The sequence below is a fragment of the Sanguibacter massiliensis genome (assembly GCF_900240335.1).
Lineage (GTDB): Bacteria > Actinomycetota > Actinomycetes > Actinomycetales > Cellulomonadaceae > Flavimobilis > Flavimobilis massiliensis.
On record NZ_LT964979.1, the window covers coordinates 803,388 to 830,045 of the forward strand.

General features: G+C 70.7%; 23 protein-coding genes. 6 read left to right on the forward strand and 17 right to left on the reverse strand.

Translation table 11 applies throughout. The features are described from left to right. Positions 1–20 precede the first annotated feature (20 nt). From C1729_RS03795 to C1729_RS03820, 6 genes are all read right to left on the reverse strand, one after another. Complete coding sequence (locus tag C1729_RS03795; protein WP_102508770.1) at positions 21–1,091, reverse strand: pseudouridine synthase; 1,071 nt, start codon at positions 1,089–1,091, stop codon at positions 21–23. Then, a complete protein-coding gene (gene scpB, locus C1729_RS03800; protein ID WP_102508771.1) occupies positions 1,088–1,777 on the reverse strand; it encodes an SMC-Scp complex subunit ScpB in 690 nt (229 codons plus the stop codon). The genes C1729_RS03795 and scpB overlap by 4 nt, the downstream gene beginning before the upstream one ends. Then, positions 1,774–2,748: a segregation and condensation protein A gene (locus tag C1729_RS03805; protein ID WP_207204557.1), complete on the reverse strand. Its 975-nt coding sequence runs from the start codon at positions 2,746–2,748 to the stop codon at positions 1,774–1,776. Before C1729_RS03805 ends, scpB begins: the two co-directional genes overlap by 4 nt. 5 nt (positions 2,749–2,753) lie before the next feature. Then, positions 2,754–3,569: a ParA family protein gene (locus C1729_RS03810; RefSeq protein WP_102510497.1), complete on the reverse strand. Its 816-nt coding sequence runs from the start codon at positions 3,567–3,569 to the stop codon at positions 2,754–2,756. Positions 3,570–3,718: 149 nt separating this feature from the next. Further along, a complete protein-coding gene (locus C1729_RS03815; RefSeq protein WP_102510498.1) occupies positions 3,719–4,702 on the reverse strand; it encodes a site-specific tyrosine recombinase XerD in 984 nt (327 codons plus the stop codon). 35 nt (positions 4,703–4,737) lie between these two features. Continuing rightward, positions 4,738–5,673, reverse strand: a complete 936-nt coding sequence (locus C1729_RS03820) for a heme o synthase (RefSeq protein WP_102508773.1) — start codon at positions 5,671–5,673, stop codon at positions 4,738–4,740. A 314-nt stretch (positions 5,674–5,987) separates the two neighbouring features. Here C1729_RS03820 and tkt point away from each other — a divergent pair, with 314 nt between their 5' ends. The 5 genes from tkt to pgl all read left to right on the forward strand — a co-directional run bounded on the left by tkt (position 5,988) and on the right by pgl (position 12,668). Further along, positions 5,988–8,102 carry a transketolase gene (gene tkt, locus C1729_RS03825; RefSeq protein ID WP_102508774.1) on the forward strand — a complete coding sequence of 705 codons (2,115 nt, stop codon included), beginning with the start codon at positions 5,988–5,990 and terminating at the stop codon, positions 8,100–8,102. A 148-nt stretch (positions 8,103–8,250) separates the two neighbouring features. Continuing rightward, complete coding sequence (gene tal / locus C1729_RS03830; protein ID WP_102508775.1) at positions 8,251–9,387, forward strand: transaldolase; 1,137 nt, start codon at positions 8,251–8,253, stop codon at positions 9,385–9,387. Next, the gene (zwf, locus tag C1729_RS03835; RefSeq protein WP_102508776.1) at positions 9,384–10,940 is read left to right on the forward strand and encodes a glucose-6-phosphate dehydrogenase; all 1,557 of its coding nucleotides are present in this window, start codon (positions 9,384–9,386) and stop codon (positions 10,938–10,940) included. The genes tal and zwf overlap by 4 nt, the downstream gene beginning before the upstream one ends. A gap of 61 nt (positions 10,941–11,001) precedes the next feature. Next, positions 11,002–11,913 carry a glucose-6-phosphate dehydrogenase assembly protein OpcA gene (locus tag C1729_RS03840; RefSeq protein WP_102508777.1) on the forward strand — a complete coding sequence of 304 codons (912 nt, stop codon included), beginning with the start codon at positions 11,002–11,004 and terminating at the stop codon, positions 11,911–11,913. Next, complete coding sequence (gene pgl, locus C1729_RS03845; protein WP_102508778.1) at positions 11,910–12,668, forward strand: 6-phosphogluconolactonase; 759 nt, start codon at positions 11,910–11,912, stop codon at positions 12,666–12,668. The genes C1729_RS03840 and pgl overlap by 4 nt, the downstream gene beginning before the upstream one ends. 155 nt (positions 12,669–12,823) lie before the next feature. Here pgl and C1729_RS03850 read toward each other — a convergent pair whose 3' ends face one another. From C1729_RS03850 to uvrA, 10 genes are all read right to left on the reverse strand, one after another. Next, the gene (locus C1729_RS03850) at positions 12,824–13,171 is read right to left on the reverse strand and encodes an RNA polymerase-binding protein RbpA (protein ID WP_102508779.1); all 348 of its coding nucleotides are present in this window, start codon (positions 13,169–13,171) and stop codon (positions 12,824–12,826) included. A 54-nt stretch (positions 13,172–13,225) separates the two neighbouring features. Next, positions 13,226–13,465, reverse strand: a complete 240-nt coding sequence (secG, locus tag C1729_RS03855) for a preprotein translocase subunit SecG (protein WP_102508780.1) — start codon at positions 13,463–13,465, stop codon at positions 13,226–13,228. 131 nt (positions 13,466–13,596) lie between these two features. Continuing rightward, the gene (tpiA, locus tag C1729_RS03860; protein ID WP_102508781.1) at positions 13,597–14,382 is read right to left on the reverse strand and encodes a triose-phosphate isomerase; all 786 of its coding nucleotides are present in this window, start codon (positions 14,380–14,382) and stop codon (positions 13,597–13,599) included. A gap of 15 nt (positions 14,383–14,397) precedes the next feature. Continuing rightward, positions 14,398–15,597: a phosphoglycerate kinase gene (locus tag C1729_RS03865; protein ID WP_102508782.1), complete on the reverse strand. Its 1,200-nt coding sequence runs from the start codon at positions 15,595–15,597 to the stop codon at positions 14,398–14,400. A 136-nt stretch (positions 15,598–15,733) separates the two neighbouring features. Beyond that, on the reverse strand, positions 15,734–16,738 hold the full coding sequence (gap, locus tag C1729_RS03870) for a type I glyceraldehyde-3-phosphate dehydrogenase (protein ID WP_102508783.1): 1,005 nt from the start codon (positions 16,736–16,738) through the stop codon (positions 15,734–15,736). A gap of 197 nt (positions 16,739–16,935) precedes the next feature. Then, complete coding sequence (gene whiA, locus C1729_RS03875; RefSeq protein WP_102508784.1) at positions 16,936–17,916, reverse strand: DNA-binding protein WhiA; 981 nt, start codon at positions 17,914–17,916, stop codon at positions 16,936–16,938. Positions 17,917–17,986: 70 nt separating this feature from the next. Beyond that, positions 17,987–18,988 (reverse strand): gluconeogenesis factor YvcK family protein, encoded by a 1,002-nt coding sequence (locus C1729_RS03880; RefSeq protein WP_242493704.1) that lies wholly within the window; start codon positions 18,986–18,988, stop codon positions 17,987–17,989. Then, a complete protein-coding gene (gene rapZ / locus C1729_RS03885; protein WP_102508786.1) occupies positions 18,969–19,931 on the reverse strand; it encodes an RNase adapter RapZ in 963 nt (320 codons plus the stop codon). Before rapZ ends, C1729_RS03880 begins: the two co-directional genes overlap by 20 nt. A gap of 34 nt (positions 19,932–19,965) precedes the next feature. Beyond that, the gene (gene uvrC / locus C1729_RS03890) at positions 19,966–21,948 is read right to left on the reverse strand and encodes an excinuclease ABC subunit UvrC (protein WP_102508787.1); all 1,983 of its coding nucleotides are present in this window, start codon (positions 21,946–21,948) and stop codon (positions 19,966–19,968) included. A 6-nt stretch (positions 21,949–21,954) separates the two neighbouring features. Further along, positions 21,955–24,966, reverse strand: coding sequence for an excinuclease ABC subunit UvrA (gene uvrA, locus C1729_RS03895; protein WP_102508788.1), 3,012 nt, complete (start codon positions 24,964–24,966; stop codon positions 21,955–21,957). A 106-nt stretch (positions 24,967–25,072) separates the two neighbouring features. Between uvrA and C1729_RS03900 the strand changes: the two genes are divergently transcribed. Continuing rightward, a complete protein-coding gene (locus tag C1729_RS03900; RefSeq protein WP_102508789.1) occupies positions 25,073–25,357 on the forward strand; it encodes a YciI family protein in 285 nt (94 codons plus the stop codon). Between the two features lie 96 nt (positions 25,358–25,453). Here the strand turns inward: C1729_RS03900 and C1729_RS03905 are convergent, their stop codons facing one another. Then, on the reverse strand, positions 25,454–26,560 hold the full coding sequence (locus tag C1729_RS03905; protein ID WP_207204558.1) for a TerC family protein: 1,107 nt from the start codon (positions 26,558–26,560) through the stop codon (positions 25,454–25,456). Positions 26,561–26,658 lie beyond the last annotated feature (98 nt).

The window sequence follows — 26,658 nt, forward strand, 5'->3', positions numbered from 1 at the left end:
CAGCGGAACGGGACGGGTTGTCAGAGCCCGACGGACTTCATGAGGGTGCCGAGCTCGACCTGGCCGAGGACGCGGTGACGCCCCGGCGGCAGGTCCGCGAGACGGATGGGACCCATCTGCGTGCGGACGAGGCGCACGACCGGGTGGCCGACCGCGTCGAACATGCGGCGCACGATGCGGTTGCGACCCTCGTGGAGCACGACCTCGACGAGGCTCGCCTGGGGCGTGACGTCGAGGATCTGGAAGCGGTCGATCCGCGCGAACCCGTCGTCGAGGTCGACGCCGTGGACGAGCTGCTCCCCCACCTTGGGCGTCACGCGCCCCTGGACCTCGACGACGTACGTCTTGTCGACGCCGTAGCGCGGGTGCGTGAGGCGGTTCGCGAGTTCGCCGTCGTTCGTGAGGAGCAGCAGCCCCTCGGAGTCGTAATCGAGACGCCCGACGTGGAAGAGGCGCTCGGAACGATTGGCGAAGAACTCGGCGAGGCTACGTCGTCCCTCCGGGTCGTCCATCGACGAGACGACATGCTTGGGCTTGTTGAAGACAATCGTCACCTTCGCCGTGTCGAGCTCGAGCCGCAGACCGTCGACGTGCACGCTCTGCCGCGCCGGGTCGATGCGCACGCCGAGCTCCATGACGATCTGGCCGTCGACCTCGACACGCCCCTCCTCGATGAGTCGCTCGCACGCGCGACGCGAGCCGAGCCCCGCATCGGCAAGGACCTTCTGAAGACGGACGCCGTCGGCGACGTGAACGTCGCTCACGGGCGCCGGGCGCTCACGCTCGACGGGGGCACGACGCTGCCCGACGGGCGCGCCAAGACGCTGCCCGCGCGCGGGCGCGGCGGAGCGGCCAGGCTGGCTGGGGCGTCCGCCCTTGCCAGGGCGGCCTGCCTGCTGGCCCGAGCGCCCACCGGACTGCCCCGGGCGCCCGCCCTGGCCGTCGCCGCGGCCGCCCGCGGACCCGCCGCGGCCGCTCTGTGCGCCGCCACGCCCCTGCTGGCCGCCGCCCTGGCCACGACCGGCGCCGCGGCCGCCCCCGGCCCCGCCGGTGCTGCCGCGTCCGCCGCGACCCGTGCTGCTGCTGCTCACTGCTGCTCCTCGTTCTGGGTGGCCGGCACGGTGCCGGCCGGTGTCGCCGGTGCGCCCGTGCCGTCGACGTCGTCGAGGACGTCGAGATCCGGCAGGTAGGGCGCGAGCGGCGGAAGATCGTCGAGCGAAGTCATCCCCATGCGCTCCAGGAAGGAGCCGGTCGTCCCGTAGAGATGGGCGCCCGTCGTGGGGTCGGTGCCGACCTCGTCGACGAGACCTCGCGCTACCAGGGTACGCATGACACCGTCGACGTTCACACCACGGACCGCCGAGACCTGCCCGCGTGTCACCGGCTGCCGGTACGCGACGATCGCGAGCGTCTCGAGCGCGGCCTGCGTGAGACGCGCCGTCTGACCCTCGAGCACGAACCTCCCCACGACGTCCGCGAACACGGGCGAGGAGAACAGCCGCCAGCCTCCCGCGACCTCGCGCAGCACGAAGCCGCGCGGCATCGCAGGGTCGCGGTACTCGGCCGCGAGGTCGTCGAGGATCTCGGCGGTCTCGTCGACCGGCAGGCCCGTCGCCGTGGCGAGCCTCACGGTGCTCACAGGCTCGTCGACGACCATGAGCACGGCCTCGAGCGCCGCACGCGCCCCTCCGGGCAAGTCGCGAACGTCGGTCTCTGGGCCGTCCCCCGCGTCCCGCCCGTCGGGTGCGTCCGGGTCCGTCGTCGGTTCCGTCGTCATCCGTGCTCCTCCGTCGTCGTGCTGCCGTCCGTCCCCGCGGCGATGTCGGGCGTCGGAGCGTCGCCGTCGCGCCCGCCGTCGAACTCGTCGATCGTCATGGCTGCGACGAGCTCGTCGGCCGCGGGGCCGTCGGCCCCGCGGAGCCACTTCACCGTGAGCTCGCCGAGCGCCCCGGCCTGGTCGAGCGCGACCGCCCCGTCGCGGAAGAGCTCGAGCAGCGCAAGGAATCGCACGACGACGACAAGCGTGCCGTCCGCGTCCTGCGTGAGCGTCCGGAACGACAGCGTGCCCGCGCGGCGCAGCCGATCGACAAGGATCGCGGCCTGCTCCCGCACCGTGACGACCGAACCGTGCAGGTGCGAGACGTCGACGCCGGGCGGCGGCGCCTTGGGTGCGAGCGCACGCGCCGCGAGCAGCGCGAGCCCCTCGGGGCCGAGCGTCCATACGAGCTCGGGAAGGAGCGTCGCATGCTCGGGCTCGAGGCCGACCGAGCGCGGCACGCTGCGCCCCTCGCGGGCGAACCGCTCCGCAAAGGCGTGCGAGACGTCCTTGTACGCCCGGTACTGGAGCAGCCGGGCGAAGAGGAGGTCGCGTGCCTCGAGAAGTTCGAGGTCCTCGGCGTCCTCGACCTCGCCCGACGGCAGGAGGCGCGCGGCCTTGAGGTCGAGCAGAGTCGCGGCGACGACGAGGAACTCCGACGCCGTCGACAGGTCCCAGCCGCGCAGCGTGCGGCCCGCAGCCTCGGCCTCGCGCGCGGCCACGTCCTGCGCCCGGATGTACGCGATGAACTCGTCCGTCACGCGAGCGAGGGCAATCTCCGTGATGTCGAGACGATGCTTGGAGATGAGCGAGAGCAGCAGGTCGAACGGACCCTCGAAGTTGTCGAGTCGCACATGGAACGCGCGGTCCTCGGGCGCGCCGTCGGCGACGCCCGCCGCGACACCCGTCACGGCCTCCGCGCCAGCCGTCACGAGGCTCAGGCGGCGTCGCCGCGCGCGATGAGCTCGCGCGCGAGCTGACGGTAGGCGTGCGCCCCGGCGTGCGACGGCGCATATGTCGTGATGGGCTCGGCCGCGACCGACGCGTCCGGGAACTTCACGGTCCGGGAGATCACCGTGTGGAGCAGGTTGTCACCGAACGCCTCGTGGACCCGCTCGACGACCTCGCGCGCGTGGAGCGTGCGGGCGTCGTACATCGTCGCCACGATGCCGTCGATCTCGAGCCGCGGGTTGAGCCGGTCACGGACCTTCTCGATCGTCTCGATGAGAAGCGCGACGCCGCGCAACGCGAAGAACTCGCACTCGAGCGGGATGAGTACACCGTGCGCGGCTGTGAGCGCGTTGACCGTGAGGAGGCCGAGCGACGGCTGGCAGTCGACGAGGACAACGTCGTAGTCGTCGAGCACGGGTCGCAGCACGCGGGCGAGGACGGACTCGCGGGCGACCTCGCCGACGAGCTGAACCTCCGCCGCGGAGAGATCGATGTTCGCGGGCAGGACGTCGAGGTTCTCGATCGCGGTGGGCCGAATGATCTCCGTGATGTCCGCCGAGCGGTCCATGAGGAGGTTGTAGATCGTGAGGTCAAGCTCGTTGGCGTTGACCCCGAGGCCGACCGACGCCGCGCCCTGCGGGTCGAAGTCGACGATGAGCACGCGACGCCCGAGCTCCGCGAGGCACGCGCCGAGGTTGATCGTCGTCGTCGTCTTGCCGACGCCGCCCTTCTGGTTGCACATCGCGATGATGCGCGCCGGCCCGTGGCCGAAGAGGACGGCCGGCTCCGGGAACTGCGGCATGGGACGTCCGACGGCGTCCGTCTCGTCGGTCGTCGTCACGCTGGTCCCGGGCTCCTGGCTGCTCACCGTCCCACGGTAACGCAGCGAGGCCCACGACCCGCGGAGCCACGCGGCCCGGCACACCGCACGACGTGACGGCCGCGGCGCGTTCAGCCCAGGGCGCGAGGGTGCGACGTGAGGTACATCTCACGCAGAGCGTCGGGCGTGACGAGCGTGTAGATCTGCGTCGTCGTCACCGAGGCGTGTCCGAGCAGCTCTTGGACGACGCGCACGTCGGCTCCGCCCTGGAGCAGGTGCGTCGCGAACGAGTGTCGCAGCGTGTGCGGCGAGACGGCGTCGGCGTGCGCGATCCCCGCGCGCTGCGCGGCGTCGCGCAGCACCGCCCACGCGCTCTGCCGCGAGAGGCGACGGCCGCGCGTGTTGAGGAAGAGCGCAGGGATGCCGGTGCCACGCGCCCCGAGAACGGGACGCGCCCGGACGACGTACGCCTCGACGGCGTCGCGTGCGTACGACCCGAGCGGGACGACGCGCTCCTTGCGCCCCTTGCCGAAGAGGCGCACCGCGGAGCCGCGCGGGTCGAGCTCGACGTCGTCGAGGTCGAGCCCGACGGCTTCCGAGATGCGGGCGCCCGTCGCGTAGACGAGTTCGAGGAGCGCGCGATCGCGCAGCGGACGTTCACCGTCGCCCGCTCCCGCCGCCTCAAGGATCGCGAGCACGTCGTCGACGGGGATCGCGCGTGGCAGTCGGCGCGGTCGCGCAGGAGGCTTGAGGCGCGAGCCGGTGTCGGCGTCCGCGAGGCCCTCGCTCGCGCAGAAGCGCGTCCAGCCGCGCACCGACGCGACCGCGCGCGCCGTCGACGACGGCGCGAGCACCGGTCGGCCGTCGGACCCCGTCCTCAGCACCTCGACGTACCCCTCGACGAGCTCGCGGGTGAGGTCGGTCGGCGTCGCGGCACCCTGGATCGCGACGTGCGCGACGAAACGCTCGAGATCACGACGGTAGGCGCCGAGGGTGTTGTCCGAGAGCCCACGTTCGACACGCAGGTGCGCGAGGTAGCCCGCGAGGGGGGCAGCGAGTCCCCGCGGCACCTCGACCGCCTCCGGGGCGGCGTCGGTGCCGGGCGTCGTCTGCATGCGCACAGGCTACGCGGGTCGCGGCGCGCCTCGCGTCAGAACGGCAGAAGGACGTCGCCGACGATGGCGACGGACAGGAGCGTGAGGTACGTGATCGACGCGTGGAAGACGCGCATCGCACGCGGCTTGCCGAGCGCGGGGTCCTTGAGGCGGCGCAGCAGCGTCACGCACTCGAGGAGGAACCAGCCACCGAGGAGGACCGCCGCGACGCCGTAGACCGGGGTGAGGCTCGCGACGGGCCACAGCGCGACCGAGCACGCAATCATCGCGAGGGTGTAGAGGACCATCTCGACCGCGACGCGTCGGTCGCTCGCGACGACCGGGAGCATCGGCACCCCTGCGTCGGCGTAGTCCTTGCGGAACTTCATCGACAGCGGCCAGTAGTGCGGCGGTGTCCAGAAGAAGACGACGCCGAAGAGGAGGAACGGCGCCCAGTCGAGACTGTTCGTCACCGCGGACCAGCCAATGAGCACGGGCATGCAGCCCGCGAGCCCGCCCCACACGATGTTCTGCGACGTACGGCGCTTGAGGATGAGCGTGTAGAAGACGACGTAGAGGAGGATCGCCGCGACGCCGAGAACGCCCGAGAGCAGGTTGACGAAGCGCGCGAGCCACACGAACGACGTCACGCCGAGGACGCTCGCGAAGATCCACGCGCCACGGACCGAGACGTCTCCCGTGACGAGCGGACGCTTCTTTGTGCGGTTCATCACCGCGTCGATGTCGCGGTCGATGATGCAGTTGAAGACGTTGGCGCTCGCCGCGGCGAGGGTACCCCCGAAGAGCGTGTTGAACGCGAGCAGCAGCGGCGGCACGCCACCCTGCGCGAGGAACAGCGTGGGGATCGTCGTCACGAGGAGGAGCTCGATGATCCGCGGCTTCGTGAGGGCGACGTAAGCGCCCACCGTCGTGCGCCAGGCGGCCGTGCCGGTCGCGGAGGCGGCGCTCGTGGCCGAGGTCGTGGAAGGCACGCGGGATCGGGTCCGTTCGTCGTGGTCCGCACCGGACGGCTCGTGCGGGGGCGCAGGCCGATGGTCCCGGTGCCAGGGATGAGCCCCATGCTAGTCCCGTGCTGCTCCGCGGGGTGCTGCCGCCCACGTCAGATGCGCCACAGCACACCCCGGGACGACACGCGAGGACGTCCGGCCCTGGTGCAGCCGGTGCCCACCGTTCGGATCCCGCCCGCCGCCCGGCCCGGAGGGAACTAGGCTGGGACCGTCGAGCCCCAGACCACCACCGTCACGATGATGTGGCGCGCACACGCGCGCCGCAGGAAAGAGGTCCGGTGAACGCGTTCACCCCCGCCCACCCCTTCGCGTGGAACGACCTTGACCGACGCGCCGTCGACACGGCGCGCGTCCTCGCTGCCGACGCCGTCGAGAAGGTCGGCAACGGGCACCCCGGCACCGCCATCTCGCTCGCCCCGGTCGCCTACCTGCTGTACCAGAACTGGCTCCGGCACGACCCGTCGGACACGGGCTGGCTCGGTCGCGACCGCTTCGTGCTCTCCGCGGGCCACTCGAGCCTCACGCAGTACATCCAGCTCTACCTCGGCGGCTTCGGCCTCGAGCTCGAGGACCTCGAGCAGCTGCGCACGTGGGGTTCTCTCACGCCCGGCCACCCCGAGGTCGGCCACACGCAGGGTGTCGAGATCACGACCGGACCGCTCGGCCAGGGCCTCGCGTCCGCGGTCGGCATGGCGATGGCGCAGCGCCGCGTGCGCGGCCTCCTCGATCCCGACGCAGCCCCCGGTGAGAGCCTCTTCGACCAGCGCGTGTTCGTCATCGCGTCGGACGGCGACCTCCAGGAGGGTGTGACGAGCGAGGCCGGCTCGATCGCCGGCACGCAGGAGCTCGGCAACCTCGTCGTCCTCTGGGACGACAACCGCATCTCGATCGAGGGCGACACGTCGATCGCGTTCACCGAGGACGTCGCGGCGCGCTACGCGGCCTACGGCTGGCACGTGCAGGACGTCGACTGGACGGCCGGGGGCGAGTACCACGAGGACGTCGCGGCGCTCGACGCCGCGATCGCGGCGGCCGTCGCGGAGACGTCGAAGCCGTCGTTCATCCGGCTGCGCACGATCATCGCCTGGCCGTCACCCACGAAGCAGGGCGACCACTCGTCGCACGGCTCGAAGCTCGGCGGTGCCGAGGTCGCGTCGCTCAAGGAGCTGCTCGGCTTCCCGACGGATGTCGCGTTCAACGTCGAGGACGAGGTCGTCGCACACGCTCGTGGCCTGCGCGCGCGTGGCGCCGAGGCCCACGCGGCCTGGGACGTCCGCCTCGCCGAGTGGCGTGCCGCGCACCCCGAGCGTGCCGCGCTCCTCGACCGGCTCTCGTCGCGCGAGCTCCCCGAGGGGTGGGCCGACGCCCTCCCCGTCTTCGAGGCCGGCACGTCGGTCGCGACGCGCGCCGCGTCGGGCAAGGTCCTCACGGCTCTCGCGAGCGTGCTGCCCGAGCTCTGGGGCGGCTCGGCCGACCTCGCGGGCTCGAACAACACGACGATGTCCGGCGAGCCGTCGTTCCTCCCTGCCCATCGCTCGAGCCACGAGTTCGCGGGCGACTCCTACGGCCGCACGCTGCACTTCGGCATCCGCGAGCACGGTATGGGCGCGATCCTCTCGGGCATCGCCCTCTACGGGCTCACGCGGCCCTATGGCGGCACGTTCTTCCAGTTCTCGGACTACATGCGCGGCGCGGTCCGTCTCGCATCGCTCATGGGCACGATGGCCCAGTGCTCCCCCACGTACGTGTGGACGCACGACTCCGTCGGTCTCGGCGAGGACGGCCCGACGCACCAGCCGGTCGAGCACCTCGCCGCGACCCGCGCGATCCCCGGCCTCTCGATCGTCCGCCCCGCGGACGCCAACGAGACCGCGGCAGCGTGGCAGGCGATCCTCGAGCGCGACAACGGGCCCGTCGGGCTCATCCTCACCCGCCAGAACGTCCCGACGTTCCCGCGCGGCGTCGAGGGCTACGCACCCGCCGAGGGCCTCGCCCGCGGCGCGTACACGCTGCTCGACGCGACGGGCGGCGCCCCCGCGGTCGTGCTCCTCGCGACCGGCTCCGAGGTGCACGTGGCGGTCGCCGCGCGCGAGATCCTCGAGGCCGAAGGCACCCCGACGCGCGTCGTCTCGGCGCCCTGCCTCGAGTGGTTCGAGGAGCAGGACGAGGCGTACCGCGAGTCGGTGCTCCCGTCGGCAGTCCGCGCACGGGTCTCCGTCGAAGCGGGCCTCGCGCTCAGCTGGCACCGCTACCTGGGCGACGCCGGCCGTGCCGTCTCGCTCGAGCACTACGGTGCGTCGGCCTCCGCCGAGAAGCTCTTCGAGGAGTACGGCTTCACCGCCGAGAACGTCGCCGCGAAGGCTCGCGAGTCGCTCGCGGCCGCCGCTCGCTGACGCAGCACCACCTCACCCGGTGCGCGGCCCTCCCGGCCGCGCACCGGGTCACCGCACCCCCGCCCCGCGGGAGGTGCCACGCAGCCCCGGCCGCTGGGACCAGGCCGACCCGCGACGTCGGGTACACGTCGCAACCCGAGGAGCAGCCATGAGCTCAACCCCTCTCACCCATCTGTCCGCGTCCGGCGTTGCCGTCTGGCTCGACGACCTCTCCCGTCCGCTCCTCACGAGCGGCGGCCTCGCCGACCTCGTCTGCGAGCGGTCCGTCGTCGGTGTGACGACGAATCCCACGATCTTCGCTGGGGCGATCTCCGGCTCGGACGCGTACGACACCGACCTGCGCGCGCTCGCGCTCGAGGGCGTGAGCGTCGACGCCGCGATCACGCGGCTCACGACCGACGACGTCCGCGCCGCGCTCGACGTCCTCGCACCCGTCCTCGAGGCGACCGGAGGGCAGGACGGCCGCGTCTCGATCGAGGTCGACCCGCGTCTCGCGCACGACACCGAGGGCACCGTCGCTCAGGCGGCGGAACTCGCCCGGACGATCGACCGTCCTGGCCTGCTCGTGAAGATCCCCGCGACCGTCGAAGGCCTTGACGCGATCACGCGCACGATCGCCGCCGGCATCTCCGTCAACGTCACGCTGATCTTCTCGATCGAGCGCTACCGGGCCGTCATCGACGCCTATCTCACGGGCCTCGAGCGGGCGCACGCCGCGGGTCACGATCTCGCGAGCCTCCGCTCCGTCGCGTCGTTCTTTGTCTCGCGGGTCGACACGGCGGTCGACCCGCTGCTCGACGCGAGCGACGACCCACGCGCCGCGGGCCTGCGCGGCACGATCGCGCTCGCCAACGCCCGGCGCGCCTACCAGGTGTACCTCGAGACCCTCGCGTCGGAGCGCTGGACCGCCCTCGCGGCGCTCGGGGCCCACCCGCAGCGACCGCTCTGGGCGTCGACGGGCGTCAAGGACCCCGCCCTGCCCGACACGCTCTACGTCGACGCCCTCGTCGCCGACGGCACCGTTAATACCATGCCTCGCGTCACGCTCGAGGCCGTCGCCGACCACGGCACGACACACGACGACGCGACCGACACGATCACCCCGGCGATCGAGGACGCCCTCGACCGCCTCGCCCTGCTCCGCGACGTCGGCGTCGACCTCGACGCCGTCACGGACACGCTCGAGCGTGAGGGCGTGGCAAAGTTCGCCGCCAGCTGGGAGGACCTGCTCGCAACCGTCGCGACGAGCCTCTCCCCGACCGCTTCCCAGGAGGACACCCCGTGAGCCCGACCGAGGTCACCGCCGAGCACAACCCGCTGCGGGACAGCCGCGACCTGCGGCTGCCGCACATCGCCGGTCCCTGCAGTCTCGTGATCTTCGGTGTGACGGGAGACCTCGCGCGCAAGAAGCTCATGCCCGCGGTGTATGACCTCTCCAACCGTGGCCTCCTGCCCCCCGGCTTCGCGCTCACGGGCTTCGCCCGGCGCGACTGGGACGATCAGGACTTCGCGCAGGTCGTCCACGACGCCGTCAAGCAGTACGCGCGCACGCCCTTCCGCGAGGAGGCGTGGCAGCAGCTCGCCGAGGGCATCCGCTTCGTCCAGGGATCGTTCGACGACGAGGCCTCGTTCGAGGAGCTTGCCCGCACGGTTCACGAGCTCGACGAGCAACGCGGCACCCGGGGCAACCACGCGTTCTACCTCTCGGTGCCGCCGAGCGCGTTCCCGACGGTCTGCCGCCAGCTCGCCCGCTCCGGGCTCTCGAAGCCCCAGCACGCGGCGGACGAGACTCAGCCGTGGCGGCGCGTCGTCATCGAGAAGCCCTTCGGGCACGACCTCGCGTCGGCCCGTGAACTCAACGACGTCGTCTCCGAGGTGTTCGACCAGTCGTCGGTGTTCCGCATCGACCACTACCTCGGCAAGGAGACGGTCCTCACCCTCCTCGCGCTGCGGTTCGCGAACCAGATGTACGAGCCGATCTGGAACAACCACTACGTCGACCACGTGCAGATCACCATGGCCGAGGACATCGGCATCGGAGGTCGCGCCGGCTACTACGACGGTATCGGCGCCGCCCGCGACGTCATCCAGAACCACCTCCTGCAGCTCCTCGCGCTCACCGCGATGGAGGAGCCTGCCTCGTTCGCGGCCGACGACCTCGTCGCGGAGAAGATCAAGGTGCTCTCCGCGTGCCGGCTTCCCGAGGACCTCGCGGCGCACACTGCTCGCGGCCAGTACGCCGCCGGCTCGCAGGCCGGCGAGCAGGTCAAGGGGTACCTCGACGAGGACGGGACAGCCCCGGACTCGACGACCGAGACGTACGCGGCAATCCGTGTCGACATCGACAACCGTCGCTGGGCGGGCGTGCCGTTCTACCTGCGTGCCGGCAAGCGGCTCGGGCGACGCGTCACCGAGATCGCCGTCGTCTTCAAGTCGGCGCCGCACCTCCCGTTCGACTCGAGCGAGACGAGCGACCTCGGCAACAACGCGATCGTCATCCGCGTCCAGCCCGACGAGGGCGTGACGATCCGCTTCGGCGCCAAGGTTCCGGGCACCGCGATGGAGGTCCGTGACGTGACGATGGACTTCGGCTACGGCCACGCGTTCACGCAGTCGTCGCCCGAGGCCTACGAGCGGCTCATCCTCTCCGTGCTGCTCGGCGAGCCCCCGCTCTTCCCGCGGCACGAGGAGGTCGAGCTCTCGTGGCGGATCCTCGACCCCATCACCGCGCACTGGGCGGCCGAGGGCCGACCTGAGCCGTACCGCGCGGGCACGTGGGGCCCTGGTTCGGCCGACGAGATGCTGGCACGTGACGGACGTGTTTGGCGGCGCCCATGAGCGCTCTCCTGCCCACCGTGACCACGGGCGCCGGACGCGCCCTGACCGAGGAGCACACCGCGTGATCATCGACCTGCCGGCGACGACGACGACCGCTGTCGCCAAGAAGCTCATCAAGCTGCGTCAGGAGGGCGGCGCGGTCGCGCTCGGCCGCGTCCTCACGCTCGTCATCGTCACGGACACGAGCTCAACGACCGAGGCCATCGACGCCGCGAACGTCGCCTCGCGCGAGCACCCGTGCCGCATCATCGTCCTCGCGACCGGATCGACCGAGAAGGGCGTCGACGCCGAGATCCGCATCGGCGGGGACGCCGGCGCGAGCGAGGTCATCATCCTCACGGCTCCCGCCGAGGCGCTCGTGCACGCGGACACGCTCGTCATGCCGCTCCTGCTGCCCGACGCCCCCATCGTCGCCTGGTGGCCCCGCGAGGCCCCCGCGAATCCGGGTGCGGACGTCATTGGCGCCATGGCGCACCGTCGCATCACCGACTCGTACCGCTCCGCGGACCCGCGCGCGTCGATCCGTCGGCTCGCCGAGGCCTACCGCCCCGGTGACACGGATCTCGCGTGGACCCGGACCACGATCTGGCGCGGCCTCCTCGCGTCGACGCTCGACCAGCCTCCGTTCGAGCCGGTCCTCCGCGCGACCGTCGCAGGTCAGGACGACCACTCCTCGCTCGACCTCCTCGCCGCCTGGCTCGGCGAGGAGCTCGACTGCGAGGTCGACGTCGTCCGCACTCCGGGCGCACAGGCCGTGACGTCCGTGACGCTCACCCGGGCCTCGGGCGACATCACGCTCGCGCGGCCGTCCGGCAAGGTCGCGATCCTCTCGCAGCCGCAGCAGCCCGACCATCGGATCGCGCTGCCCGTGCGCCAGCTGCACGAGTGCATCGCCGAGGAGCTACGGCGCCTCGACGAGGACGAGATGTACGGCGAAGTTCTCACCCAGGGACTCCGGAGGGTCGCCTCGTGACCGCTGCACGCACCGTCGTCGTCCACCCTGACGCCGAAGGCCTCGCCGTGACGACCGGAGCGCGTCTGCTGCTCCACGTCCTCGACGCCCAGGCTGTCCGCTCCCCCGTCCACGTCGTCCTCACGGGTGGCACCGTCGGGATCCGCCTGCTCGCGGAGGCGTCGCGGAACCCGCTGCGCGACCTCGTCGACTGGTCCGACGTCCACGTGTGGTGGGGCGACGAACGGTTCGTCACGGCCGACGACAGCGACCGCAACGCGCTCCAGGCGCGTGAGGCGCTGCTCGACGCGCTCCCGCTGCCGCCCGGGAACGTCCACGAGATGCCGGCCGCCCGGCCCGAGGACCCGTCGTTCGGCCCGGACGAGGCCGCGGCCGAGCACGCCGCCGAACTCGCGCGCTATGCCCCTGCGGGCGCGGCGGCGCCGGTGTTCGACGTGGTGCTCCTCGGCATGGGACCGGACATGCATGTCGCGTCGCTCTTCCCGGGGCACCCGGCCCGGGACGCTGCAGGTTCTCCGACCGTCGGCGTGCACAGCTCCCCCAAGCCGCCGCCGTCGCGCGTCTCACTGACGTTCGAGGCGATCAACGGGGCGCGCGAGGTGTGGGTCGTCGCGGCAGGTGCCGAGAAGGCGGAAGCTGTCGCCGCGGGCCTTGCAGGCGATCCGGTCTCGTCGGCCGCCCACGTCCACGGAACCGAGCGCACGCTCTGGCTCATCGACGCGGCAGCGGCAGGCCGCGCCGCGGCTGACGGCTGAGCCTCCCGGCCTCGTCAACAGCCTGGCCACGTCAACAACGTCGAAGGGCGGCACCCCATCGGGGGGCCGCCCTTCGACGTTGTCATGTCGTGTCTCGTCGCGCACGCACGGACTCCGCCCCCTGAGCGCGCGTGCAGGGCCGGGCTGCTGGTCGCTCAGCCGCCCCGGCGTGCGCGGAGCGCGGCGAGCGCCTCGTCGAGCAGTGCGCTGCCGTCCTCGTCGGACCGACGCTCCTTGACGTAAGCAAGATGCGTCTTGTAAGGCTCGTTACGCACGGGCGACGGTGGCGCGTCAGCGTCGAGACCCGCAGGGTAGCCGCACCGCGTGCAGTCCCACTGCTCCGGGATCTCCGTCGACGGCCCGATCGCGAAGGTCGCGCGCGTCTGGTGGCCGTTGGCGCACCAGTACGCGACGGAATGCCGCTCGGCGAGATCTCCTCGCTCGGCCTCGCCCATCGGTCCAGCGCCGACGCGCGAACCGCGGATCGCATTTCCACCTGCCACGTGTGACTCCCCTGTCGGCGTGGTACTGCTGGCCGCCCGAGCGGGCGGCGTGACTCAGATCGTGGCCAGAAGGCCGAGAGCGACGATCGTCAGGACCCAGACGAGGACGAAGCCGACCGTGATGCGGTTGAGGTTGCGCTCGGCGACGCCGGAGCTGCCGACCGACGCGCTCATGCCGCCTCCGAACATGTCGGAGAGGCCGCCGCCCTTGCCCTTGTGCATGAGGACGAGCATGACGTTCGCGAGGCTCGTGATGACCAGGACGACCTGGAGGATGATCTTGAGAGTGTCCACGAGCGGAAGGGTCCTGTTCGTCGAAGCGTGGTGCGGTGGCGTGTGCCACCGGGGACAAGAGTAGGCCAGCGGGTCCCGGGGAGGCCAACGCCCCGCCGACAGGCGGGACGCCGGTCCTCCCCGGGAGACCGTCAGGCCTGCTGGAAGCGCGCGATCTTCGCGAACTCCTCAGGGTCGAGCGAGGCGCCGCCGACGAGCGCGCCGTCGACGTCCTTCTCAGCCATGAGCTCGACGATCGAGCTCGACTTCACCGAGCCGCCGTAGAGAACACGGACCGCGTCCGCGACCTCGGCCGAGTAGAGCTCGGCGAGGCGGGCACGGATCGCGCCGTTGACCTCCTGAGCGTCGGCCGGGGTCGCGACCTCGCCCGTGCCGATGGCCCACACGGGCTCGTACGCGACGACGACCTTGGCCGCGTCCTCGGCCGAGAGGCCCTCGAACGCGCCGTCGACCTGCGCGAGCGTGTACGAGACCTGCTCGCCGGCCTTGCGGACGTCGAGGCCCTCGCCGACGCAGACGATCGGCACGAGGCCGTGCGCGAGCGCGTTCTTCGTCTTGGCGTTGACGAGCGCGTCGTCCTCGCCGTGGTACTGGCGACGCTCGGAGTGGCCGATCGCGACGTACGTGACACCGAGACGCGCGAGGAACACGGGCGAGATCTCCCCCGTGTAGGCGCCCGAGACGTGCGCGGAGACGTCCTGCGCGCCGTACGACAGGCCGGACTTCTCGGCGTCCACGAAGGTCTGCACCGAGCGCAGGTCCGTGAACGGGACGAGCACGGTGACCTCGGCGGTGGCGAAGTCGTGCTTGCCGTCCTTAAGGTGCCAGTCGAGCTTCTGGACCAGGTCGATGGCCTCGAGGTGGTCCTTGTTCATCTTCCAGTTGCCCGCGATGAGCGGGGTACGCGTTGCCACGATGGGTCTCCTCAGGGTTCAGGCGTCGAGGACGGCGATGCCGGGGAGCGACTTGCCCTCGAGGAACTCGAGGCTCGCGCCGCCACCGGTCGAGATGTGGGAGAAGCCGGCCTCGTCGAAGCCGAGAATCCGGACGGCCGCGGCGGAGTCGCCGCCGCCGACGATCGAGAACGCGCCGTCGGCGGTCGCATCGACCATCGCTTGGGCGACGGCACGAGTGCCGCCCGCGAACGCGTCGAACTCGAAGACGCCCATCGGGCCGTTCCAGACGATCGTCTTCGCGTCGGCGAGCTTCGCCGCAAAGAGCTTCTGCGACTCGGGGCCGATGTCGAGGCCCATGCGCTCGGCGGGGATCGCGTCGACCGCGACCACGTCGTGCGGCGCGTCAGCGGCGAAGCCGTCGGCCGCGACGATGTCGACAGGGAGGACGATCTCGACGCCGCGCTCGGCAGCCGTCGCGAGGTATCCCTTGACGGTGTCGATCTGGTCCGTCTCGAGGAGCGACTTGCCGACCGCGTGGCCCTGAGCCGCGAGGAACGTGAAGACCATGCCGCCACCGATGAGGAGGCGGTCGGCCTTCTCGAGGAGGTTCGCGATGACACCGAGCTTGTCGGAGACCTTCGAACCGCCGAGGACGACCGCGTACGGGCGAGCCGGGTCCTCGGTCGCCTTCTTGAGGGAGTCGACCTCCTTGAGGACGAGCTCGCCGACGGCGGCCGGCAGGACCTTCGCGATGTCGTAGACGGACGCCTGCTTGCGGTGGACGACGCCGAAGCCGTCGGACACGTACGCGTCCGCGAGCTCCGCGAGGTCGGCGGCGAGCGACTGGCGCTCCTCGTCGACCTTCGAGGTCTCGCGGGCGTCGAAGCGGATGTTCTCGAGGAGGACGACCTCGCCCTCGCCGAGCGCGGCGACAGCGGCCTTCGCGCCCTCGCCGACGGTGTCCGCCGCGAGCGTGACCTTGGCGCCGAGCAGCTCGCCGAGGCGGGCCGCGACGGGCGCGAGCGAGTACTTGTCCTCGGGTGCGCCCTTGGGGCGACCGAGGTGCGCGGTGACGACGACCTTCGCGCCCGCGTCGACGAGGCGCTTGAGCGTCGGCAGCGCGGCGCGGATGCGGCCGTCGTCGGTGATGGTCGTGCCGTCGAGCGGCACGTTGAAGTCGGAACGGACGAGGACGCGCTTGCCGCGCAGGTCGCCGAGGTCAGCGATGGTCTTCACCAGGTGCTCCTGATTCGTGCTGGAGGGAAGGGGGTCAGGCATGCACGGTGCCGCAACGAGAGACGTCCGCGTGCGCACCCCGGTGCCGGGGCGCGCACGCGGACGTCAGGCGCTCATCGTGCGTGCGCAGCGAACGTCAGAGACGCGCGCCCACGTACTGCGTGAGGGAGACGAGCGAGGACGAGTAGCCCCACTCGTTGTCGTACCAGGCGACGACCTTGACGAGGTCGCCCGACACCTTGGTGAGCTTCGAGTCGAAAATCGAGGTGTGCGGGTCCGTGATGATGTCCGAGGAGACGATGTCGTCGTCGACGAACTTCAGGACACCCTTGAGCGGGCCCTCGGCGGCAGCCTTGACCGCGGCGTTGACCTCGTCGACCGTGACCTCGCGCGAGGCGGTGAAGGTGAGGTCCGTGGCCGAACCCGTGATCGTCGGGACGCGCATGGCGAAGCCGTCGAGCTTGCCCTTGAGCTCCGGGAGGACGAGCGCGACAGCCTTGGCCGCACCGGTCGACGTCGGAACGATGTTCTGCGCGGCGGCGCGGGCGCGGCGGAGGTCCTTGTGCGGGCCGTCCTGGAGGTTCTGGTCACCCGTGTAGGCGTGGATCGTGGTCATGAGGCCACGCTCGATGCCGATCGCGTCGTTGAGCGCCTTGGCCATGGGGGCGAGGCAGTTCGTCGTGCACGAGGCGTTCGAGATGATGTTGTGCTTCGCGGGGTCGTAGTCCTCGTGGTTGACACCCACGACGAACGTCGCGTCCTCGTTCTTCGCCGGGGCGGAGATGATGACCTTCTTGGCTCCAGCCTCGATGTGCGCGGAGGCCTTCGTGGCGTCGGTGAAGAAGCCGGTCGACTCGATGACGATGTCCGCACCGAGCTCGCCCCACGGGAGGTTCTTCGGGTCGCGCTCGGCGAGAGCGCGGATCGACTTGCCGTCGACGATGATCGCCTCGTCGTTGTAGTCGACCGAGAGCGGGAAACGGCCCAGCACGGTGTCGTACTTGAGCAGGTGGGCCAGGGTGTGGTTGTCGGTCAGGTCGTTGACACCGACGATCTCGATGTCAGCGCCGGACTCGACGATGGCGCGGAAGAAGTTGCGGCCGATGCGGCCGAAGCCGTTAATGCCGACGCGGATGGTCACGTTGCCCTCCTCGGGGCGCGTCGGCTGACACCGACGCACACGGTTGTTGACGAACTGTACGTACGTCGATGTACGCGATGAGATGCGGACCCCGCGTCCCGTCACCGAGTCATGTGGTCCGCATCACCGAACGGCACAAGCCTATACCGTCCGGCGGTCTAGCGATGGGACGAACGTCCGAGCGGACGCGCGACTTCTCACGGATCGAGCAACTCGGGGGCAAGTCCTGCCTCCGTGTCCGGGATGCCCAGGTCCTGGGCGCGCTTGTCGGCCGTCGCGAGCAACCGTCGGATCCGCCCGGCGACCGCATCCTTCGTGAGAGGCGGATCGGCGAGCTGGCCGAGCTCCTCGAGCGACGCCTGCTTGTGCGCGAGCCGCAGCTCCCCTGCCTCGCGCAGGTGCTCCGGAAGGTCCTCGCCGAGAATCTCGAACGCCCGCTCGACGCGAGCCCCGGCAGCGACGGCAGCGCGTGCGGACCTCCTGAGGTTCGCGTCGTCGAAGTTCGCGAGCCGGTTCGCGGTCCCCCGGACCTCGCGTCGCGCACGGCGCTCGTCCCAGACCGTCGCCACCTCGGGTGCCCCCATCTGCACGAGCATCTGCGAGATCGCCTCGCCGTCACGCACGACGACGCGATCGACCCCGCGCACCTCGCGCGCCTTTGACTGGACGCCGAGGCGTCGGGCTGCTCCGACGAGTGCGAGCGCCGCCTCAGGACCCGGGCAGGTGATCTCGAGGGACGACGAGCGTCCTGGCTCGGTCAGCGACCCGTGGGCAAGGAACGCGCCGCGCCACGCGGCCGCGGACTCCTCGGCGCCTCCGGCGACGACCTGGGGCGGAAGGCCACGCACCGGCCGGCCCCGGTTGTCGAGGAGGCCCGTCTGCCGCGCGAGCGACTCCCCCTCGCGCACGACGCGGACGACGTAACGCTGGCTGCGACGCAACCCGCCGGGGGCGATGACGACGACCTCGCTCTGGTGGCCGTACACCTCGGCGATCGACGTCTTGAGCCGCCTCGCGACGACCCCCGTGTCGATCTCGGCCTCGACGACGATGCGCCCAGAGACGATGTGCAGCCCTCCCGCAAACCTCAGCAGCGACGAGACCTCAGCCTTGCGGCAGCTCGTCCTGTCGACCCGGAGCCGCGCGAGCTCGTCCTTCACCTGTGCGGTCAGTGCCATGCGGACCATCCTGCCATCTGCCGGGCGATGCCCGGCCCGCGACCTGGACGGCCCGGGCACGGGGGCGGAGTCAGCCCCGGGCCGGCACGTCCCCGAGCACGTCGTCGAACACGTCGCGATACGCGGCCGCGAGCCGCAGCGTGTCATGCCGCGGGCTGCCGTCACCGACCCGCACCTGACGCATGACGGTGCGTGCCCCCATGGCACTCGCGACCCGCGTGAGCTGTTCGACGTCCTCGACCGACGACGGGTCGGCGAGGACGACGTCGACGCGCAGCTGCGGCGCGTGCTGGTGGAGCACCGTGAGGTGGTCCGTCGCGGTGAGCCCCTCGGTCTCCCCTGCCTCGGCCGCCAGGTTGAGCGTCACGCACCGGCGCGCACGGGTCGTGTGGAGCGCCGTGGCAAGCTCCGGGACGAGAAGGTGCGGCATGACCGAGGTGAACCACGATCCCGGGCCGAGAACGACCCAGTCCGCCTCCTCGACCGCAGCGACCGAGTCTGGGCACGCCGGAGGGTCTGCCGGGACGAGCCGCACCTGCTCGATCCGTCCGGGGGCGACGGCGACGTGCGACTGCCCCGTGACGATCCCCACGCCCCCTCCCTCCTCGCGGACGTCAGCCTCGATCGTCAACGGCACCGAGGCCATCGGCAGGACCCGGCCGCGGGCGCCGAGGAGCCGGCCGACCCAGTCGAGCCCGTCGACCGTGTCCCCGAGGATGTCCCACACGGCGGCGATGAGGAGGTTGCCGACGGCGTGCCTGTCCAGGTCGCCGTCAGAGACGAAGCGGTGCTGGAGCACGTCCCGCCACGTCCGGCCCCACTCGTTCTCCTCGCACAGTGCGGCGAGCGCCATCCGCAGGTCCCCCGGCGGCAGCACCCCGAGCTCGTCGCGCAGCCGGCCCGAGGAGCCGCCGTCGTCGGCGACGGTGACGATCGCAGTGAGCCGCTCCGACATGAGGCGCAGAGCGCCGAGGTTCGCGGACAGCCCGTGCCCGCCGCCGAGCGCGACGATCCGCGGGCCGTGAGGGGTCCGCGCGGGCCGCACGTCCGGGTTACTCCTTGCCGAGGTCACGCGCAGTCACCACCACCCGGTACCCGGCCTGCCGCAGCCGGTGGCCCAGCTCCTCCGACACCGCGACCGACCTGTGCTTGCCACCCGTGCAGCCGACGGCGATCGTCGCGTACGTCTTCTCCTCTCCGAGGTAGCCCTCGAGAACGGGCTCGAGGGCCTCGACGTAGCGGTCGAGGAACACCTGGGCGGGTTGCTGGCCGAGAACGTAGTCCCGAACGGGCGCGTCGCGCCCGTTGAGCGCGCGCAGCTCGGTCACCCAGTACGGGTTGGGCAGGAAGCGCATGTCGACGACCTGGTCCGCGTCGAGCGGGAGCCCGTACTTGAACCCGAACGACACGATGTGGACGCGCAGGTGGTGGTCGAGACCAGCGTGGACGGACTGGCGGACCTCGCGCCCGAGGTCGTGCACCGAGAGGTCGCTCGTATCGATGACGATGTCGGCTGACGTCCGCAGCGCCTTGAGCATCTCGCGCTCCTGCGCGATCCCGTCGGTGAGCCGGCCGTCGCCCTGGACGGGGTGCGGGCGTCGCACGGACTCGTAGCGCCGCACGAGCACCTCATCGGACGCGTCGAGGAACATCACCCGGTAGTCGACGTCAAGCTTCTTCACCTGGGCGAGGACCGACTCGAGATCGTCGAAGAACTGCCGCCCGCGGACGTCGACGACGGCGGCGAAGCGCGAGAGCGTGTCGCCCGCGTGGGCCGACATCTCGATGAGCGGCAGCAGCATCTGGGGCGGAAGGTTGTCGACGACGTACCATCCGAGGTCCTCGAGCTCGGCGGCCGCACGCGACCGACCGGCGCCCGACATGCCCGTGATGATGACGACCTGGGTCTGTTCGAGCCGCGGCGCGTGGGCCGACGCCTCGAGGGCAGGGATCCCGTCAGGGAGCGTGTGCGGGGCGTGGTGGTCGGCGGGCGCGGGCTGTCCGTCGGTGCTCATGCCTCCAGCATGCCAGCCCCGGATCACGACGACGTCACGACGTGGGAGCGTTTCGCTCCGGTGTGGCGCCCGGAGATGCGAGCGCCGCGACCACGGCCGCCGCCGTCTGCGGCCCCATTCCGGGGACGGTCGCGATCTCCTCGACGCTTGCCGCGCGGAGCCGCTTGACGGAACCGAAGTGCGTGAGGAGCTTCTTCGCGCGGGCAGGTCCGACGCCGGGGACGCCGTCGAGGACCGACGACGTCATCGCGCGGCCACGCCGCTTGCGATGGGCAGCGATCGCGAAGCGGTGAGCCTCGTCACGGACGCGCTGCAGCAGGTAGAGCCCCTCGGAGGTGCGCTCCATAATGACCGGGTAGTCGTCGTCCGGCAGCCAGACCTCCTCGAGCCGCTTGGCGAGGCCGCACAGCGCGACATCGGTGACACCGAGCTCGTCGAGCGCGCGCCGCGCCGCGGCGACCTGAGGCTGCCCCCCGTCGACGACGACGAGGTTCGGCGGGTACGCGAACCGCTTGCGTTCCTCGGCTGGCAGCGCGTCGTCCTCGTCGAGCGCGCCCGTCGCAAGCTCGGGTTCGCCCGCGTTCGCGCGGTCCGCGAGGTAACGACGGAACCGGCGGGTGATGGCCTCGTGCATCGCGGCCGTGTCATCGGGCACGCCGTCGCCGTCTGGGCCCTTGATCGCGAACGTCCGGTACTCGCTCTTGCGCGCGAGGCCATCCTCGAACACGACCATCGACGCGACCTGGTGAGTGCCCTGGGTCGTCGAGATGTCGAAGCACTCGATGCGCAGCGGCGCAGAGTCGAGCTCGAGCGCGTCCTGGATCTCCCGGAGCGCCTGCGACCGTGTCGTGAGGTCGCCGGTGCGCCGGGTGCGGTGCAGCGCGAGGGCGTGCTCGGCGTTCTTGTGGACCGTCTCGGCGAGGGTCGCCTTGGTGCCGCGCTGCGGGACCCGGATCTCGACCCTCGACCCCCGGACGCCCGTGAGCCATGCGGTGAGCCCGTCGACATCGTCTGGCAGGAACGGGACGAGCACCTCCCGCGGGACGCCCTCGCGCCGTGCGTCACGGTCGTCGGACTCGGCGGCCTCGCCGTAGACCTGCACGAGGAGCTGCGCGACGAGCCCTGCGTCGGTGATCTCCTCGACCTTCTCGACGACCCAGCCTCGTTGGCCGCGGATGCGCCCGCCCCGCACGTGGAACACCTGGACAGCAGCCTCGAGCTCGTCGCCGGCAAGCGCGAAGATGTCGGCGTCCGTGCCGTCGTCGAGCACGACGGCGTTACGCTCGACGACCTTCTCGAGCGCAACGATGTCGTCACGCAGTCGCGCTGCGCGCTCGAACTCGAGGTCCGCCGACGCCTCACGCATCTGCGCCGTGAGAGGACCGAGGAAGCGTGCGGCATCGCCCGCCATGAATGCGCAGAGATCCTCGGCGAGCGCATGGTGGTCGGCCTGGCTGATGCGGCCGACGCACGGCGCCGAGCACTTGTCGATGTAACCCAGGAGGCAGGGACGCCCCGTCTGCTCGGCCCGGCGGTAGACGCCCGCCGAGCAGGTGCGCACGGGAAAGACTCGGAGGAGAAGGTCGAGCGTCTCGCGGATGGCCCAGGCGTGCCCGAACGGGCCGAAGTACCGCGTGCCTGGTCGCTTGGCGCCGCGCAGCACCTGCGCGCGCGGGACCGCCTCGCCGAGCGTCACCGCGAGGTAGGGGTAGGACTTGTCGTCGCGGTACTTGACGTTGAACCGCGGGTCGAACTCCTTGATCCACGAGTATTCGAGGGCGAGCGCCTCGACCTCCGTGCGCACGACGGTCCACTGGACGCTCGCCGCGGTCGTCACCATCTGCTGCGTGCGCGGGTGGAGAGACGCGAGCGGCTGGAAGTAGTTGGCGAGCCGCTGCCGGAGGTTCTTCGCCTTGCCGACGTAGATGACACGCCCGTGCTCGTCACGGAACCGATAGACGCCCGGGTCGGTGGGGATCTCCCCCGGCCGCGGCCGGTAGCTCGAGGGGTCGGCCATGTCAGGTCAGGACTCGGACGACGGTGCGGCGGCCTTCGTGGCTCGGCTCCGTGTGGCGGCGGCGGTGCGTGACGTGCTGCTCGTCGTGCGCTTCGTCGTGGCCTTCGTCTTCGGAGCGCCCTTCGTCTTCAGAGCAGCCTTTGACGTCTTCGACGCGGGCGGGTCCGCGACGGGCACACCCTCGCCGAGGACCTCGGCGAGGAAACGTCCGGTGTGGCTCTCGGGGACGCGCGCGACGTGCTCGGGCGTGCCCTCCGCGACGACGGTTCCGCCTCCTGAACCGCCCTCAGGACCCATGTCGATGACCCAGTCGGCGTTCTTGATGACGTCGAGGTTGTGCTCGATGACGAGCACCGTGTTGCCCTTGTCGACGAGCGACTGGAGAACCGCGAGCAGGCGACGGATGTCCTCGAAGTGGAGTCCTGTCGTGGGCTCGTCGAGGACGTAGATCGTGCGTCCTGTCGAACGCCGCTGGAGCTCCGTCGCGAGCTTGACGCGCTGGGCCTCGCCTCCTGAGAGAGTTGTCGCGGGCTGGCCGAGACGGACGTAACCGAGGCCGACTGAGACGAGGGTCGTGAGGTGGCGGGAGATCGCGGGGACGGCCGCGAAGAACTCAGCGGCCTCCTCGATCGGCATGTCGAGCACCTCGGCGACCGTGCGGTTCTTGTAGCGCACCTCGAGTGTCTCGCGGTTGTAGCGCGAGCCGCCGCAGACCTCGCAGGGCACGTAGACGTCCGGCAGGAAGTTCATCTCGATCTTCAGCGTGCCGTCGCCCGAGCACGCCTCGCAGCGACCACCCTTGACGTTGAACGAGAAGCGGCCGGGACCGTAGCCGCGAACCTTGGCCTCGGTCGTCTGCGCGAAGAGCTTCCGCACGTGGTCCCACACGCCCGTGTATGTCGCTGGGTTGGAACGGGGCGTACGGCCGATGGGTGCCTGGTCGACGTGGACGACCTTGTCGAGGTGCTCGAGCCCAGTAACGCGTCTGTGGTACCCCGCGACGCGTCGCGCACCGTTGAGCTCGTTGGCGAGCACGGTGTGGAGGATCGAGTTGACGAGCGTCGACTTGCCCGAGCCGGAGACGCCCGTGACGGCCGTGAGCACGCCAAGCGGGAAGTCGACGTCGATGTTGCGCAGGTTGTTCTCGCGTGCTCCGACGACGGTGAGCTGACGGTCGATCTCGGTCCGGCGCCGCGTCGCAGGCATGGGGATGTTCCGTCGTCCTGCGAGGTAGGCACCCGTGACGGACTCCTTCGACGCGAGCAGCCCGGCGTAGTCGCCCGAGTGGACGACACGGCCGCCATGCTCGCCCGCACCTGGACCGATGTCGACGATCCAGTCGGCCATCCGGATCGTGTCCTCGTCGTGCTCGACGACGATGAGCGTGTTCCCGAGATCGCGCAGGCGTGTGAGCGTCTCGATGAGCCGACGGTTGTCGCGCTGGTGGAGACCGATGCTCGGCTCGTCGAGGACGTAGAGCACCCCGACGAGGCCCGAGCCGATCTGGGTCGCGAGGCGGATGCGCTGGGCTTCCCCTCCCGAGAGGGACCCGGCCGCGCGCGCGAGCGTGAGGTAGTCGAGCCCGACGTCGAGGAGGAACCCGAGGCGAGCGTCGATCTCCTTGAGGACCTGGCCGGCGATGACCTTCTCGCGGTGGCCAAGTTCGAGTTGTCCGAGGAAGCCGTGGGCCTCGCGCAGCGACATCCCGCAGACCTCGGCGATCGAACGGCCTGCCACCTTGACCGCGAGAACCTCGGGCTTGAGGCGGGTGCCGTGACACGTCGGGCACGGGACCTCGCGCATGAAGGCCTCGTACTTCTCCTTCGACCATTCGGACTCGGTCTCGGAGTGGCGCCGCTCGAGGAACGTCATGACGCCCTCGAACCCCGTCGAGTATTGCCGCTCGCGGCCCCAGCGGTTCTTGTAACGGACGTGCACCTTGTGGTCGCGACCGTGGAGGATCGCCTCACGCGCACGCTCGGGCAGGGCCCGCCACGGGACGTCCATCGAGAAGCCCAGCTCGTCGGCGAGCGCCGTGAGCACGCGCTCGAAGTACTCGGAGGACGTCTGCGCCCACGGGGCGATGGCCCCTTCACGGAGCGTGCGCTCCTCGTCGGGAACGATGAGCTCAGGGTCGACCTCGAGCCGGACGCCGATGCCCGTGCACTCGGGGCACGCGCCGTAGGGCGCGTTGAACGAGAAGGTACGGGGTTCGATCTCGTCGAGCGTGAGTTCGTGGTCGTTGGGGCACGCCCGGTGCTCGGAGAAACGACGCTCACGCTCGGGGTCGTCTGCGGGCAGGTCGACGAGCTCGATGAGGACGAGGCCGCCCGCGAGCCCGAGGGCGGTCTCGATCGAGTCGGTGAGACGACGCTGGACGCCCTCACGGGCGACGAGCCTGTCGACGACGACCTCGATCGAGTGCTTGAGCTTCTTCTCAAGCTGCGGCGGGTCGCTGAGCTGGACGACCTCCCCGTCGACGCGCGCGCGAGCGAAGCCCTTCGTCTGCAACTCCTTGAAGAGATCCGCGTACTCCCCCTTGCGCCCCCGAACGACAGGTGCGAGAACCTGGTACCGAGTGCCTTCGGGCAGCTCGAGCAGGCGGTCGACGATCTGCTGAGGCGTCTGCGACGCGACACGCTCGCCGCACACTGGGCAATGCTGCGTGCCGGCACGCGCGAAGAGGAGACGGAGGTAGTCGTAGACCTCGGTGATCGTGCCGACCGTCGAGCGGGGGTTGCGGTTCGTCGACTTCTGGTCGATCGACACCGCGGGCGACAGGCCCTCGATGAAGTCGACGTCAGGCTTATCCATCTGCCCGAGGAACTGGCGCGCATACGCCGAGAGCGACTCGACGTAGCGACGCTGTCCCTCGGCGAAGATCGTGTCGAAGGCGAGGGAGGATTTGCCCGACCCGGAGAGGCCGGTGAAGACGATAAGCCGGTCGCGGGGCAGGTCAAGGTCGACGCCCCGGAGATTGTGCTCACGGGCGCCCTGGACGACGAGACGATCACTCACCCGGTCATCGTAGTGCAGTCCGCACCCATTTCGCACACGTGTTCGACGTCACGTCGTAGTTCGGACGCACGCGGCGCCTGCAGCCCTCGACTGCCACGATGGGGGGATGACCGTCTATGCCGTGCAGTACACCTACACCGACGACACCGCGACGCTCGACGCCGTGCGACCGGAGCATCGCGCATACCTGCGCTCGTGCCTCGAGGCGGGGACGCTGCTCGCGTCGGGGCCGCTTGAGGGCAGCCGGGCGCTCCTCCTGCTCTCGGTCGCTGACCGTTCGGCGCTCGACGCGCTGCTCGCGGGTGATCCGTTCCGTGGCGCTGGGGTCCTCGCATCCGTCGACATCGCGGAGTGGAAGCCTGTCATCGGCCCGTGGGTTGAGCTCGCCTGAGGTGCGCTCGGGACGCACGCGTCCCGACGCCGCCCCTGAGCACGACGGAGGGCGGTGGCTGCTGCCACCGCCCTCCGTCGTGCTGGTTGCGCGATGTCAGCTCTCGTGAGCCTGGGAGTTGCCACCCGGCTTCTCGGCGACCGCCGCGTCTGCGGCGGCCACCGCTGGCTCGTCCGCGTGGTCGGGCTCGGGAAGGTCGGGCCGACCATCGGAGTCGAGGATGCCGCGCTCGGCGTCCCGGCGTGTCTTCCAGAGGCTTGCGACGGTGACGACGACGAGCGTGCCGATGATGACCGTGAGCGACGTGGCGATGCCGATCTCGGGCGCCCACTCGATGTGCTTGCCGCCGTTGATGAACGACAGCTCGTTGACGTGCATCGCGTGGAAGATGAGCTTGAACCCGATGAACGCGAGGATGATGCCGAGGCCCTGCGCGAGGTAGACGAGCCTGTCGAGGAGCCCGCCGATGAGGAAGTAGAGCTGACGCAGGCCGAGGAGCGCAAGGGCGTTCGCCATAAAGACGACGTAAGGCTCTTGCGTGAGTCCGTAGATCGCGGGGATCGAGTCGAGCGCGAAGAGCAGGTCGGTGAAGCCGATCGCGATCATCACGAGGAACATCGGCGTGAGGAAGCGCTTGCCGTTCTTCTTCACGGTGAGGCGGTCGCTGTTGTACTCGTCGACGGTCGGCACGACCTTCTTGAAGAGCGCGACGATGGCGCCGCCGGGAACCTTGTCCTCGTGCTCGGTCTCGGGCTGGACCTGCTTCCAGGCGGTCCACAGGAGGATCGCGCCGAAGAGGTAGAAGACCCACGACCAGGCATTGAGCGCTGCCGCACCGAGGAGGATGAAGCCGGTGCGCATGACGAGAGCGAGCGCGACCCCGACGAGGAGGACCTTCTGCTGGTTCTCCCGCGGCACGCGGAACGACGTCATGATGAGGAGGAAGACGAAGAGGTTGTCGACCGAGAGGCTCTTCTCCGTGATGTAGCCCGCGAAGAACTCGCCGCCGTGCTCGGGTCCGACGACGACCAGGAAGACGATGCCGAAGACGATCGCGAGCGCGATGTAGACGGCCGACCAGATCGCCGACTCCTTGAACGTCGGCGCGTGGGGCGTCCGGACGTGTGCGTAGAAGTCGAAGATGACGAGGCCGAGGACCACGGCGGCTGAGATGAGCCACACGGACAGATGAATATCGAGCACCGAGCATTCCTCCGGTACGTAGCACTGAGTACCGGAGGTCTCTCCCGCCCGGCGCTCGTGCGCTGGTCCGGACCGATGGCACCGGGGAGGCTACGGAG